This is a genomic window from Pseudomonas serbica (assembly GCF_028823535.1).
GTDB classification, from domain to species: Bacteria; Pseudomonadota; Gammaproteobacteria; order Pseudomonadales; family Pseudomonadaceae; genus Aquipseudomonas; species Aquipseudomonas serbica.
This window is the reverse complement of the sequence record NZ_JAQIYM010000026.1, coordinates 1-14482: the sequence shown is the minus strand read 5'-3', so window position 1 is coordinate 14482 and position 14482 is coordinate 1. Positions and strand designations below refer to the sequence as shown.

General features: G+C 57.9%; 14 protein-coding genes and 1 pseudogene. 10 read left to right on the top strand and 5 right to left on the bottom strand.

The features are described from left to right. Positions 1-321 precede the first annotated feature (321 nt). The gene (locus tag NQL71_RS28760; protein WP_046819604.1) at positions 322-861 is read left to right on the top strand and encodes a BRO-N domain-containing protein; all 540 of its coding nucleotides are present in this window, start codon (positions 322-324) and stop codon (positions 859-861) included. Positions 862-962: 101 nt separating this feature from the next. After that, positions 963-1169 (top strand): annotated as a pseudogene (locus NQL71_RS28755) (HNH endonuclease); the annotation flags it as partial. 271 nt (positions 1170-1440) lie between these two features. Here the strand turns inward: NQL71_RS28755 and NQL71_RS28750 are convergent. From NQL71_RS28750 to arcD (NQL71_RS28730), 5 genes are all read right to left on the bottom strand, one after another. Continuing rightward, a complete protein-coding gene (locus NQL71_RS28750; RefSeq protein ID WP_274643729.1) occupies positions 1441-1662 on the bottom strand; it encodes a hypothetical protein in 222 nt (73 codons plus the stop codon). Between the two features lie 191 nt (positions 1663-1853). Next, positions 1854-2237 carry a hypothetical protein gene (locus NQL71_RS28745; protein ID WP_274643728.1) on the bottom strand — a complete coding sequence of 128 codons (384 nt, stop codon included), beginning with the start codon at positions 2235-2237 and terminating at the stop codon, positions 1854-1856. Next, positions 2234-3646, bottom strand: a complete 1413-nt coding sequence (locus NQL71_RS28740) for a PAAR domain-containing protein (RefSeq protein ID WP_274643727.1) — start codon at positions 3644-3646, stop codon at positions 2234-2236. Before NQL71_RS28740 ends, NQL71_RS28745 begins: the two co-directional genes overlap by 4 nt. Before the next feature lie 213 nt (positions 3647-3859). Further along, on the bottom strand, positions 3860-4723 hold the full coding sequence (locus NQL71_RS28735) for a DNA-3-methyladenine glycosylase family protein (RefSeq protein ID WP_274643726.1): 864 nt from the start codon (positions 4721-4723) through the stop codon (positions 3860-3862). Next, positions 4720-6147, bottom strand: coding sequence for an arginine-ornithine antiporter (gene arcD / locus NQL71_RS28730; protein WP_046819597.1), 1428 nt, complete (start codon positions 6145-6147; stop codon positions 4720-4722). The genes NQL71_RS28735 and arcD (NQL71_RS28730) overlap by 4 nt, the downstream gene beginning before the upstream one ends. A gap of 439 nt (positions 6148-6586) precedes the next feature. On the opposite strand from arcD (NQL71_RS28730), the gene arcD (NQL71_RS28725) reads away from it, so the two are divergent. The 8 genes from arcD (NQL71_RS28725) to NQL71_RS36915 all read left to right on the top strand — a co-directional run. Further along, complete coding sequence (gene arcD / locus NQL71_RS28725; RefSeq protein WP_077185293.1) at positions 6587-8014, top strand: arginine-ornithine antiporter; 1428 nt, start codon at positions 6587-6589, stop codon at positions 8012-8014. Between the two features lie 33 nt (positions 8015-8047). Further along, a complete protein-coding gene (arcA, locus tag NQL71_RS28720) occupies positions 8048-9304 on the top strand; it encodes an arginine deiminase (RefSeq protein ID WP_046819595.1) in 1257 nt (418 codons plus the stop codon). A 68-nt stretch (positions 9305-9372) separates the two neighbouring features. Further along, positions 9373-10383, top strand: coding sequence for an ornithine carbamoyltransferase (locus NQL71_RS28715; RefSeq protein WP_046819594.1), 1011 nt, complete (start codon positions 9373-9375; stop codon positions 10381-10383). A 190-nt stretch (positions 10384-10573) separates the two neighbouring features. Next, positions 10574-11503, top strand: a complete 930-nt coding sequence (arcC, locus tag NQL71_RS28710; RefSeq protein WP_046819593.1) for a carbamate kinase — start codon at positions 10574-10576, stop codon at positions 11501-11503. A gap of 12 nt (positions 11504-11515) precedes the next feature. Further along, positions 11516-11878: a DUF5064 family protein gene (locus NQL71_RS28705; protein ID WP_046819592.1), complete on the top strand. Its 363-nt coding sequence runs from the start codon at positions 11516-11518 to the stop codon at positions 11876-11878. Positions 11879-12018: 140 nt separating this feature from the next. Next, positions 12019-13527 (top strand): transcriptional regulator GcsR, encoded by a 1509-nt coding sequence (gene gcsR / locus NQL71_RS28700; RefSeq protein WP_274643725.1) that lies wholly within the window; start codon positions 12019-12021, stop codon positions 13525-13527. Positions 13528-13968: 441 nt separating this feature from the next. After that, on the top strand, positions 13969-14352 hold the full coding sequence (gcvH, locus tag NQL71_RS28695; protein ID WP_274643724.1) for a glycine cleavage system protein GcvH: 384 nt from the start codon (positions 13969-13971) through the stop codon (positions 14350-14352). 10 nt (positions 14353-14362) lie between these two features. Next, positions 14363-14482 (top strand): hypothetical protein (locus NQL71_RS36915; protein ID WP_425520694.1); only part of this gene is annotated, 120 nt, incomplete at its 3' end.

The window sequence follows — 14482 nt, the reverse complement described above, 5'->3', positions numbered from 1 at the left end:
CGCTAAATCGAACATCTAAAAGCCCCGATCTGATCGGGGCTTTTTTTGACAGCAGGAAAACCCCTACAGCATTTCCAGCTGCATCCGCATTGATGACCATTCAAAGCCATTCTAATCTCTGCTGCAGGTGCCTAAGAAACGCCCAACGTAGAAGCTAACCTCACACACAGAACGCATGCTGCTACCAGCAAGTAAGCGCATTCGTGTGTGGGCAAACAGCTTCGTTGGGATTCTTAGGTCCTCTACGTTGGGCTCCGGCCCTCTTCAAATTCAAACGTAGAGGTAATGGAAATGCCTGCACAAACTCCACACCGATCGGTAATGACCGATCCTCTCAGTTCGACAGTCTTCCACCGCCATAACCTCCCACTCCACGCCCTCCTCCTTGAAAACCAACCATGGTTTTGTGCCCACGATGTCGGTCGATTGATGGGTTTTCACTTGAGTGAGCGCATGCTCAACAAACTGGACAAAGACCAGCATCGCGCGTTGTGGATTGAGTATTACCGACAACCGAAAAAACAACTGATGCTCAGTGAGTCCGGCGTGTATGCACTGTTGGTGTATCACTACGCACCCGGAAATCGGTTGTTGCGTGAATGGCTAACCCATCAGGTCGTACCGGCTTTACGAGATGCTGATCAACCGAAGAACTCGGATCGGCCGATGTTGAGTTTGTTGGATTGGCCGGAGATGTCCTTAAGTCTGTTGTGTTGGCAAGATGAAGGTTGGATTCGGCTGCGCGATATGCCTTACCTACTGCATGATCACACGCAGCGGAGAGCGCCTGTCGCTAGGCCTTGGTGGCGGAGAGTCGTGCAGGTGTTTCGGTCGTCGAAGCATTCGATGACGCGCTTGTAGGATCCTCTTCAAGATCTGTCGCTATTTCTTGTAGGAAATTTCGTAGACAGTCGTAGTGGCCACTCAGTATCGTCCGAGGGTTTTCAACTCTCGGCGATTGTATGAGCGAAAAGATAAAAGACGGCGACTGGAGCGTTTCTGAGATCAAGGCCGCGGTAGATGCCTATCTGAAGATGCTCGCGCTAGAGCTAAGCGGGCAAAAATTCGTGAAGACTAAAGTGAATCTGGCTCTACGCGAAACAGCCTTACCCACCCGCACCAAAGGCTCCGTCGAATTCCGGATGCAGAACATCTCTACGGTTCTGATGAACAGGACAGAGGGGACAGATTTATTTTCAACAAAATAACCCGCCCTTCTCTACTCTCTTTTCTGCATTGAGCTTAAATCCATCCTAGAACTTTATTCCAAACATCGCTAAACGAAGCCCAGTGCGTTTACTGCAAAAAGCCAAAGTAATACAACAATAAAAAATACCCCACTCCAATGCAAAACAATTAGTTTGCGCCTGAGGCCTCGAGGAAAGCTTTCCAGGTCATTAGCATTGGCCCCACCATCACGAAGGTAAATATCAGGCATAGTCACAACGCCCATGATTGCAGCCAGAATAAATAACCTTCCCCAAGCCCCCCATTCTTAAATGGAGCCCTAACCATAATAGATGGGCAGTTTTTCAAGTGATCCAGCATCACATCCATTCTGGTGTAGGCCAAATGCAACGCAACGCCAAGGAAAATGAAAAGACCGCCAAAACCAATAATGCTGATACACAGAAATATCTTGTGCGCGACACTCACGCTCATTTCAGGGTCTCGTAGATTATTTCGCCGAATTTTTTTACCCGTCTTGCCGAGGGCAAACCCTACAGCCAAGCATCCACTTGCCACTACAAATCAACATACCTAAGTTTCTGAGCTTGCAGTTTAGTTATCGGAACTGGCTAGCCTTAAGCCAGCCAGCTACCGACCACACACAACCAAAATCCACCGTCACATCACTTGAGCACTCCTGACTCCCATAATGAAACCAGAAACACCAAAGCTGCAAGCAACCCTATTACACTCCATTGCAAAATAATTAATTTCCGCCTAAATTGAAGAGGAAATTTTTCTATATCTTCAGCACAGGCCAGACCACGCTTTACAAAAAATCGAGGGAACGTGACAACACTGGCAATGCCACCGACCAACTGCAACTTCCCAAAAGGGCCTGTATGTTTGTGCGTATCGACAGTAATCAGCGACGAGCTGTTTTTGAAATACTCCGATAACTCTTCACCCTTTGTGTATCCAAGGTATAGTGCAATCCCAATCCAAACATAGATACCAAGAAGGACCACCCCACACAAACCACCTACAATTAATTCGGCCGTCGTCATCTCGCATACTCGTATATAACCTCCCCGACTATCTCACCGCCCTTTCCGCCATATACGCCACCGGCATAAGAACCGACGGCAACCACGACGATACTGCATGCCAAAGTACCTAGCCCGCCTGTAGGCACCCCCAACCCAATGCAGAGTGCACCGACAACGGGGGCCGACAATATCGCGCCTGCGGCTACACCACCGCCGATCCCCCCGGCAAAGGCCCCTGTTTCAGTAAACCTGATTCGCTCGCAAGCCTCGGTATTTCCCGCCTTACACACATCCTGCACCTTCATGGCAGATGCTCCTCCGCCGACGACCGTCCCGACCCAACCGCCGTATTTGACGTATTTAGAAGCCTTCGCCACACCTTCAAGATGGGTCGCATGACCCGGTATTTGCCCCCCGGGACTGGCATTGGTCCAGTGGTGGACCAGGCTTTGGCTGGAGATACCCAACATTTTTTTCAAGTTGATATGGTCAGGGAATCCAATGCCCTTGCGGGTCAGCGCCGTCATATGGCTGTTCAGCTGTGCGAGCAGACGCTGGCGCTCTGCAAAGAACGCTGGCGAGCGCAGGTGCCCATCTCTTTGAAGCGTATTCCGTTGCAACGCTTCGATATCACTCAAGGCATTGCCTACGTTATCCAGGTTGTTCTTGAAAACGCTCGCGCCAATGCCGATAGCGTTCGAGCCATAGGTCAGGAAGGTCTGGATGACATCACGGTGTTGCACCATGAAATCCGCTTCTTCAGGGCTAAGCGTTTCAATGATCTGGTTGGTCTTGGCTGCCACATCCATGAGCAGGGCTTCTTCACGGGTGCATTGGTAATTTTGGGGGTCGCTCAGCACGACCATCGAGCCGGCTTTGACGTCGCGCAGGTTAGGATTGAGCAACTTGAATTTGCCCATCACCGCCGGGTCACGCACGGTGAACAAGGAGGCTTCAATCTGCTCACGGGTGGTGCTTTTCGGCACGATGTAGAAGCCCGGTTCCTGGGCTGCTGTAGTGCCCAGGGGCACTGGCTTGGAAGTGCTCGACGCAGACGCGAAACCGGCTGGCCGTGGCGCTGCCGGATTGCTGGCGAGAGGTGTGGTGGGTTGGGCCACGGCCCTTGTGGTCTGGGGCGCAGCACTGCTACGCGACTCATAAGTGGCAGTAAAAACCGACGGGATCAACCTGGCTCTGCAAGGGCAGGTGCTGTAGCTGTCCAGCGAGCCCGCCACGATCCTGCCATGACTGTTGATGTAAGAGACGCCTCCCACGATGGTGTAGGTTTCATCGTTTTTCCCGCAGGAAACGCGGTCGCCTTCACGCGCATGGGCGATACCAAACATCATGACGCGTGTATCGGCTTCCAAAACCTTGCCGCCGCAAGTGGTCTCGTCACCCAGGCGAATGAAATGTCCTTTGGCCATTGCTGATCTCCCTCTCTGCTGGCGCCCCATTTATGGAAAGCGCACCACTGTTCACGATCGATAAGCCGACTCAGGATGAGTGGCTTAACGCAAAGTACGTGGACAAAGAGGAAACTCAAGATGGTCTAGAAAATCAGGAAAGATCCCACAAGCCATGCAGAAAAAGCCGACGAAAATGGAGATAGGCGAAAATGATCTGTTCAACCAGCTCACTCAATCCGCTCGACTCAACGAAGTCCACAACAACTGCGCCGCATACCCCCGATACGGCCGCCACCCCTCAGCCCGCGCCAACAACTCCCGAGCCGTCACCGCCCCACCCTCCAATGCCGCCAACGCATTGATCAGTCCCACATCCCCATTCGGCAACCCATCCATCTCCCGTAATTGCCGCAGGGCAATGTACTGCGCCGTCCAGTCACCAACCCCATACAATCCCAGCAACCGCTTCACTCCGCCCTGCCGACCAGGCTCAAACAATAGAGGATCATCGAGCAAGGCCTGAGCCACACCCGACAGCGTACGGCCCCGGCTTTTCGGCATGCCCAAGGTCGCAAGGTCCGCCGCCGCCAACACCGCCGCCTCAGGAAACACGTGGGTCAAACCGTCGTGCGGCGAGGTCAGTGGCGCGCCGTATTGCGCCACCAGTTTGCCGGCCAGTTTGATGGCCGCGCCTACGCTGATCTGCTGCCCCAACACGGCGCGGATCGCCAGTTCCAGACCGTCCCACGTCCCTGGTACGCGCAGTCCCGGACGCTGTGCGATCAGGCGTGCCAGCAAGGGATCGGCCGCCAGGTGACGTTGCATGGTCACCAGGTCGGCGTCCAGGTCAAACATCCGCCGCAATCTGGCGACGATCTCGGGTACTGCGTTCGCATCGGGGAAGTCGAGGGTCAGTTCCAGTGAGTCTGCGGTCGCAGGCTTGATGGAGAGTGTGCCGTGAAGTCCGTTCAAGCCGATGCTGCGCGAGTAAACGCCGTCGACCACTGCTTCGATTCCGGTAATCGCCCGTGCCGACAGAAACCCCAGCATCGCCGGCCAGTCGTAGGGCGGCTGGAATGCCAGTAGCCGCTTCACAGCCGCAGCACCCCGCTGTACAGCGCATACGCGGCCAAGCCGGCTCCGCTGATGACGCAGGTAAAGATGCCCTTCTCGAGGGTGGTGAACACTGGCTTGCCCTGTTCGCGCCTGGCCTTGGCGAACAGGATCACGCCCGGCGCATAGAGCAAGGCGGAGAGCAGCAGGTATTTCAAGCCACCGGCATACAGCAGCCACACCGCGTAGCACAGGGCGACGCCGCCGATCAGCAGGTCTTTGGTCCGCTCGGCGGAGGCGTGCTCGTAGGTTTCACCGCGTCCGCTCAACAACACGGCATAAGCCGCCGACCACAGGTAGGGCACCAGGATCATCGATGAAGCGAGGTAGATCAGGCTGGTGTAGGTGCCGGCGGAGAACAGCGTGATCAGCAAAAACAGCTGGATCATCACATTGGTCATCCACAGCGCATTGACCGGCACGTGGTTGGCGTTCTCCTTGGTCAGGAACGCCGGCATGGTCTTGTCCTTGGCGGTGGCAAAGAGGATTTCGGCGCACAGCAGCGCCCAGGACAGCAAGGCTCCCAGCAGTGAAATCCCCAGGCCGACGCTGATCAGCAATGCGCCCCAGGGGCCGACGATGTGCTCGAGCACCGCGGCCAGCGACGGGTTCTGCAAGGTGGCCAGTTCCGGCTGGCTCAGGATGCCCAGCGACAGCACGTTGACCAGCACCAGCAACGCCAGCACCCCGAGAAATCCGATGACCGTGGCCCGGCCCACGTCGGCACGTTTCTCGGCCCGCGCGGAATAGACGCTGGCGCCCTCAATGCCGATGAACACGAACACCGTGACCAGCATCATGTTGCGCACCTGGTCCATCACGCTGCCGAAACTCGGGTTGCTGCGCCCCCAGATGTCACGGGTAAAGACGTCAGCTTGAAAAGCCACGGCGGCGATGACGATGAACATGATCAGCGGCACAATCTTCGCCACCGTCGTCAGCAGGTTAATAAAGGCTGCCTCCTTGATCCCGCGCAGCACCACGAAATGCACCGTCCACAGCAGCACCGAGGCACAGGCGATGGCGATCGGGGTGTTGCCTTCGCCGAACACCGGGAAGAAAAACCCCAGGGTGCTGAACAGCAATACGAAGTACCCGACGTTACCGAGCCAGGCGCTGATCCAGTAGCCCCAGGCGGATGAGAAGCCCATGTAGTCGCCAAAACCGGCCTTGGCGTAGGCGTACACTCCTGAGTCCAGTTCCGGCTTGCGATTGGCCAGGGTCTGGAACACGAAGGCCAGGGTCAGCATGCCGATGGCAGTAATTCCCCAGCCAATCAATATCGCACCGGCGTCGGCCTTGGCCGCCATGTTCTGCGGCAGGGAAAAGATTCCTCCGCCAATCATCGACCCCACCACCAACGCGATCAATGCGCTCAGGCGAAGCTTTTGCGTGGATTGCGACATTGGCTGCGTCTCCGTTCCCAGGGGCGGCAGTCGCCGCGAGATCGTCACAAAAACCTGCATTACTTTAATGAATGAAGCGTAATGACGTTTATTCGATAGCGCCAACCAACGCCCTTTGTTGCGAAATGTAACGAAATGCAATGCATATAATCATTCGCTTTATACAAGTTAGCTTATAAGCCATTTCCATTCTGACAAGACTTGAGGAAAATTTGCGGATTGGTAAAAACGAACTAGCTTCATAAATCGCAAGGAATGCGAAAAATTTCCAACAATCTCAACGAGGCGTCTGAAACGCGCATTGCCGGCAGTAGCCATGTGCAAGTCAATTATTCAGTTATTAAAAATGGAATGAAGACTTTCTCTGATCTAAGTCATCTGACTGCAAGGTCGACGCACTTAGTCTGTTGTCTCACTTCTCCTGCAATGGAGTCATGCAATGTCTGAAGCCCCCGGAAAACTGAAACTTGGCGCACTGGTTGCGTTGGTCGTCGGTTCGATGATTGGTGGCGGTATCTTTTCCTTGCCACAGAACATGGCGGCCAGTGCTGACGTCGGCGCCATCCTGATTGGCTGGGCGATTACCGCTGTCGGCATGCTCACCCTCGCCTTTGTGTTCCAGACGCTGGCCAACCGCAAACCTGACCTGGACGGCGGGGTGTACGCCTACGCCAAGGCCGGTTTCGGCGACTACATGGGTTTCTCGTCAGCCTGGGGTTACTGGATCAGTGCCTGGCTGGGCAACGTTGGCTACTTCGTGCTGTTGTTCAGCACCCTGGGCTACTTCTTCCCGGTGTTTGGCGAGGGCAACACCGTCGCCGCCGTGGTCGGCGCGTCCGTGTTGCTGTGGGCCGTGCATATGCTCGTGCTGCGGGGGATCAAGGAAGCGGCGTTCATCAACCTGGTGACCACGGTCGCCAAGATCGTACCGTTGATCCTGTTTGTGCTGATCGCGATTTTCGCCTTCAAGCTGGAGATCTTCACCGCCGACATCTGGGGCCTGAAGAACCCGGACCTGGGCAGCGTGATGAACCAGGTGCGCAACATGATGCTGGTCACCGTGTGGGTGTTCATCGGCATCGAAGGCGCGAGCATTTTCTCGGCACGTGCGGAAAAACGCAGCGATGTGGGTAAGGCCACGGTGATCGGCTTTATCACCGTGCTGCTGATTCTGGTGCTGGTGAACGTGCTGTCGCTGGGCATCCTGACCCAGCCGGAACTGGCCAAGCTGCAGAACCCTTCGATGGCCGCCGTGCTGGAACACGTGGTGGGCAAGTGGGGGGCGGTGCTGATCAGCGTCGGCCTGATCATCTCGTTGCTCGGTGCGCTGCTGTCCTGGGTGCTGCTGTGCGCGGAGATCATGTTCGCCGCCGCCAAGGACCACACCATGCCGGCGTTCCTGCGCAAGGAAAACGCCAACCAGGTACCGGTCAACGCCCTGTGGCTGACCAATGCCATGGTGCAGATATTCCTGATCATTACACTCTTCTCGGCCAGCACCTACCTGTCGCTGATCTATCTCGCCACCTCGATGATCCTGGTGCCGTACCTGTGGTCGGCGGCGTACGCCCTGTTGTTGGCCGTGCGCGGCGAAACCTACGAAGGCGCGGCGAGCGAGCGCCAGAAGGATCTGATCATTGGCGCGGTGGCGCTGATCTACGCGGTCTGGCTGCTGTACGCCGGGGGCGTCAAATACCTGCTGCTCTCGGCCCTGCTCTACGCGCCCGGCGTGATCCTGTTCGCCAAGGCCAAGCTGGAACTCAAGAAACCGGTTTTCACCAACGTCGAGAAGCTGATTTTCGCCCTGGTGATCGTCGGCGCCCTGGTGGCGGCCTACGGTCTCTACGACGGCTTCCTGACCCTGTAACACGACTGTCTTGCCCTCTGGAGGTTCACTGAAATGACCACGGAAAAAGTTAAGTACGGCGTCCATTCCGAAGCCGGCAAACTACGCAAAGTCATGGTTTGCTCCCCCGGCCTGGCCCATCAGCGGCTGACCCCGAACAACTGCGACGAATTGCTGTTCGATGATGTGTTGTGGGTGGCCCAGGCCAAGCGCGACCATTTCGATTTCGTCACCAAAATGCGCGAACGCGGTGTCGATGTGCTGGAAATGCACAACCTGTTGACCGACATCGTCGCCATCCCCGAAGCCCTGGACTGGATTCTCGAACGCAAGATCACCGCCGATTCGGTGGGCCTGGGCCTGATCAATGAAACCAGTTCGTGGCTGCGCAGCCTGGAGCCGCGACACATCGCCGAGTTCTTGATTGGCGGTGTCTCTGCCGATGACCTGCCGGACAGTTTCGGCGGCAAGACCATCCAGATGTTCCGAGAATTCCTCGGCCATTCCAGCTTCATCCTGCCGCCACTGCCCAACACTCAGTTCACCCGCGACACCACCTGCTGGATCTATGGTGGCGTCACGCTCAACCCGATGTACTGGCCGGCGCGTCGCCAGGAAACCCTGCTGACCACCGCCATCTACAAGTTCCACCCGCAGTTCACCAACGCCGAATTCGAAATCTGGTACGGCGACCCGGACAAGGACCACGGCAGCTCAACCCTTGAAGGCGGCGACGTGATGCCGATTGGCAACGGCGTGGTGTTGATTGGCATGGGCGAACGCTCCTCGCGCCAGGCCATCGGCCAACTGGCAGTCAGCCTGTTCAAGAACAAAGCCGTGGAGAAAGTCATCGTCGCCGGCCTGCCGAAATCCCGAGCGGCGATGCACCTGGACACCGTGTTCAGTTTCTGCGACCGCGATGTGGTGACCATCTTCCCGGAAGTGGTGAACCAGATCGTCGCCTTCACCCTGCGCCCCGATGAAAGCAAACCCGGTGGCATCGACATCCGCCGCGAAGAAACCAACTTCCTCGACACCGTGGCCCAGGCCCTCAACCTCAAGGCCCTGCGCGTCGTCGAAACCGGCGGTAACAGCTTCGCCGCCGAACGCGAGCAATGGGACGACGGCAACAACGTGGTCGCCGTAGAGCCCGGCGTGGTCATCGGCTACGACCGCAATACCTACACCAACACCCTGCTGCGCAAGGCCGGGGTGGAGGTCATCACTATCAGCGCCGGCGAACTCGGTCGCGGTCGCGGCGGCGGCCACTGCATGACCTGCCCGATCATCCGCGATCCGATCGACTACTAACCCATCAGCGTTGGCCCGCGCGAACCCGTGCGGGCCAACGGGATACCCGACACCTTAGGAGATCCAAAATGGCGTTCAATATCCATAACCGCAATCTGCTGAGCCTGGAACACCACACCCCTCGCGAATTGCGCTACCTGCTCGACCTGTCACGCGATCTCAAGCGCGCCAAATACACCGGCACCGAACAGCAACACCTCAAGGGCAACAACATCGCGCTGATCTTCGAAAAAACCTCGACCCGCACCCGCTGTGCGTTCGAAGTCGCGGCCTATGACCAGGGTGCCAACGTTACCTACATCGACCCGAACTCCTCGCAGATCGGCCACAAGGAAAGCATGAAGGACACCGCCCGGGTGCTGGGGCGCATGTACGACGCCATCGAGTACCGTGGCTTCAAGCAGGAAATCGTCGAGGAGCTGGCCAAGTTTGCCGGCGTACCGGTGTTCAACGGCCTGACCGATGAATATCACCCGACGCAAATGATCGCCGACGTGCTGACCATGCGTGAAAACGCCGACAAACCGATCCACGAAATCAGCTACGCCTACCTTGGGGATGCGCGTAACAACATGGGTAATTCGCTGCTGCTGATCGGCGCCAAACTCGGGATGGACGTGCGCATCTGCGCGCCGAAAGCCCTGTGGCCGCTGGACGACCTGGTGGCCCGCTGCAAGAAGTACGGCGAAGAAAGCGGTGCGCGCATCACCCTCACCGAAGACCCGAAAGCGGCGGTCAAGGGCGTGGACTTCATCCACACCGACGTCTGGGTCTCCATGGGCGAACCGGTCGAAGCCTGGGCCGAGCGCATCCAGCAACTGCTGCCGTACCAGGTGAACGCCGAACTGATGAAAGCCACCGGCAACCCGCGCACCAAGTTCATGCACTGCCTGCCGGCGTTCCACAACAGCGACACCAAGGTCGGCAAGCAGATTGCCGAGCAGTACCCAAACTTGAAGAACGGCATTGAAGTGACCGATGACGTGTTCGAGTCGCCGGCCTGCATCGCCTTCGAGCAAGCGGAGAATCGCATGCACACGATCAAGGCGATTCTGGTGTCGACCTTGGCTGACCTCTAAAGACCGACCCGGCTCCCACTGAAGGAACAGGGTCAATGTGGGAGCGGGCTTGCTCGCGAAAGCGGTGTGTCAGTCGACATCATTGTTTCCTGATAAACCGCATTCGCGAGCAAGCCCGCTCCCACACTGGCCCGATTCCAACCGGGAGACCGCGTTGCTTGCAAACTCTTTGTTTAGAAGGACATGCACCATGCGTATCGTCGTTGCTCTGGGCGGTAACGCCCTGCTCCGCCGGGGTGAACCCATGACCGCGGACAACCAGCGCGCCAATATCCGGATCGCCACCGAGCAGATCGCCAAGATTCATGCCGGCAACCAACTGGTCATCGCCCATGGCAATGGCCCGCAAGTCGGCCTGCTGTCGCTGCAAGCGGCGGCCTACACCTCGGTGTCACCTTACCCGCTGGACGTGCTCGGCGCCGAAACCGAAGGCATGATCGGCTACATTATCGAACAGGAGTTGGGCAATCTGCTGGACTTCGAAGTGCCCTTCGCCACCCTCCTGACCCAGGTCGAAGTCGATGCCAACGACCCGGCCTTCCAGAACCCGACCAAACCCATCGGCCCGGTCTACTCCAAGGCCGAAGCCGAAAAACTCGCCGCTGAAAAAGGCTGGGCGATTGCCCCCGATGGCGACAAATATCGCCGCGTGGTCGCCAGCCCCAAACCCAAGCGCATCTTCGAAATCCGCCCGATCAAGTGGCTGCTGGAAAAAGGCAGCATCGTGATCTGTGCCGGCGGTGGCGGCATCCCCACCATGTACACCGCACCCGGCAAGCTTGAAGGCGTCGAAGCGGTGATCGACAAGGACCTGTGCTCGGCGCTGCTGGCCGAACAGCTTGAAGCTGACCTGCTGGTGATCGCCACCGACGTCAGCGCTGCGTTCATCGACTTCGGCAAACCGACCCAGAAGAGCATCTCCCAGGCGCACCCGGACGAAATGGAAAAGCTCGGCTTTGCCGCCGGCTCCATGGGACCGAAAGTGCAGGCAGCCTGCGAATTCGCGCGCCATACTGGAAAGGTCGCGGTGATCGGCTCACTCGCGGATATCGAAGCGATCGTCCAGGGCACGGCCGGCACGCGCATCAGCACGGCGACACCTGGCATTACCTACTTGTAAGGAGAGACGCCCATGGCACAGTTTGAGCCAGGTCACTTGCACATTGAGCGTCATGCGCTGACACCGGACGATGTCAGCTACAACGTGCACCTCGACTATGAAGTCAGCAAGAATGACAAAGGTGAAAAAGGCATCCAGTTCACCATGCATGGCAGCATTCAGGGCAAGGACATGTCAGAGCCCTTCTTCCTGCCCAAGGAAGAGGCCTACAACTTTGCCAGGGATGTGACGAGAATTGCCGAGAAGTACGGAATCCCGAAAACCCACAGCCAGATCGGCTCGGTGCACAAGCATTACGACTTGATGTTCGAAGACATCCGGCAGCAGTTGAATATGAAGTCCGGCGACGCGGTGAATCCCGAGCACTTCGAATAACCCACTGATTTTGTGGGAGCGGGCTTGCTCGCTCCCACAAGGGATGACCGTTGACCTGAAGTCCTGCGTTGGATTTCACCTTACCCCCTGCTCCAAGGCATACTTGCCACCCTCCGCACGCCAGAACCCAAAACCGCCCCATGCGTATCCACGTCAGCTTCATCGATCGAGTCGGCATCACCCAGGAAGTCCTGGCCCTGCTCGGTGGACGCAACCTCAACCTGGATGCGGTGGAAATGGTCCCGCCCAACGTCTACATCGATGCGCCAACCCTGAGTCCGCAAGTGCTCGAGGAACTGCGCGATGCGCTGCTGAGCGTGCGTGGCGTGCAGGCGATGACCGTGGTCGATATTCTTCCCGGCCAGCGCCGGCACCTGCAGCTCGATGCGCTGCTCGCGGCGATGACCGACCCGGTGCTGGCGCTGGACAGCGCCGGCAAGATACTGCTGGCCAACCCGGCATTGATCGCCCTGTATGGTCGCGAACCGGCCGGTGAAAGTGTCGCCGACCTGTTTGCCGACCCGGCGCTGCTCGATGCCTTGCTCGAACAGGGTTTTCGCCTGCCGCTGCGGGAAATTACCGTCAACGGCCAGACGTTGTTGCTGGACGCCACGCCGATCACCGATGCTGGCGCCCTGCTCACCCTGTATCAACCCAACCGCATCGGTGAACGCCTGTCGGCCCTGCACCACGATCACGCCGAAGGATTTGATGCGCTGCTCGGTGAATCACCCGTGATTCGCACGCTCAAGGTCCGCGCGCAACGGGTGGCGGCACTCGATGCGCCCCTGTTGATCCAGGGCGAAACCGGCACCGGCAAGGAACTGGTGGCGCGGGCTTGCCACGCCATCAGTGCACGGCACAGCTCACCATTTTTGGCCTTGAATTGCGCGGCATTGCCGGAGAACCTCGCCGAAAGCGAACTGTTCGGCTACGCCCCTGGTGCCTTCACCGGCGCGCAACGGGGCGGCAAGCCGGGGCTGATGGAACTGGCCAACCAGGGTACGGTGTTTCTCGATGAGATCGGCGAAATGTCACCCTACTTGCAGGCCAAGTTGCTGCGCTTCCTCAACGATGGCAGCTTCCGTCGGGTCGGCGGCGATCGTGAGGTCAAGGTCAATGTGCGAATCCTCAGCGCCACCCACCGCGACCTGGAAAAAATGGTCAGCGAAGGCTTGTTCCGCGAAGACCTGTTCTACCGCCTCAACGTGCTCAATGTCGAAGTCCCGCCCCTGCGTGAACGGGGCCAGGACATTCTGCTGCTGGCCCGCTACTTCATGCAGCAGGCCTGCGCACAGATCCAGCGCCCGGTCTGCCGCCTGGCGCCGGGCACTTATCCGGCGTTGCTGGGTAACCGCTGGCCGGGCAACGTGCGGCAACTGCAAAACGTGATCTTCCGTGCGGCAGCCATTTGCGAAAGCAGCCTGGTAGACATCGGCGACCTCGACATCGCCGGTACCTCGGTGGCGCGCCAGAGCGACCAGGAGGTCGACAGCCTGGAGCAGGCCATGGATGAGTTCGAGAAAACCCTGCTGGAAAAGCTCTACGTCAGCTACCCCTCGACCCGTCAACTGGCCAACCGCCTGCAAACCTCTCACACCGCCATCGCCCATCGACTGCGCAAGTACGGCATTCCTAATAAGCCCTGACCGCTCGGTCAAATGTGGGAGCGGGCTTGGTCCGGGCGGCGTTCCGACGAAGGCAGTGTGTCATTCACAGATGAATTGACTGGTCTGCCGCCTTCGCGAGCAAGCCCGCTCCCACAGGTTTGAGTCCGGCCCGGAAATTTCACTCCAAAAACGACCTCCACCTGTACTGAAAGCGCTACAGCGGAACGATATCGCTACACCCCTCTTCTAACGGCCCAGCGCAAGGCTTTGATCCACTTCAGCTTTTTTCTTCTGCCGCCTCTGTAGCGATATCGCTACAGCCTGCAAATTCAGTTGCGCCATGAATTATCGCAACTTGTTGATTTAAAACAATAAAACAACATTGGCCGCGTTCTTGCTTAGTAACCCTGCATAAACCAGGGCATTGCCCAAGCATTCAATCGCGTCCACCAGACGAGTCTGGCCCCCTTAGGAGTTTCCATGAGCGAGTTGCGTTTTACTGAAGATCACGAATGGCTGCGCACCGAAGCTGACGGCAGCGTCACAGTCGGCATCACCGCTTTCGCGCAGAACGCCCTGGGCGACGTGGTTTTCGTACAACTGCCGGAGCTGCAGTCCTACGACAAAGGCGCTGAAGCCGCCACCGTGGAATCGGTAAAAGCCGCCAGCGGCGTGTACATGCCACTCGACGGCGAAGTGCTGGAAGTGAACCCGGCGCTGGACAGCAGCCCTGAACTGGTCAACGAAGATCCGCTGGGCGAAGGCTGGTTCTTCCGCTTCAAGCCCACTGACGCTGCCGCTGTCGGCCAACTGTTGGATCAGGACGCCTACGACCGCCTGATCAAAGCCCAAGCCGAAGCCTGAGGAACCCGCCATGACGATTAATCTCAGCACCGCCAACGAATTCATCGCCCGCCACATCGGCCCCCGCGCCGGTGACGAGCAGGCCATGCTCAACACCCTCGGTTTCGACTCCCTCCAGGATCTGAGCGCC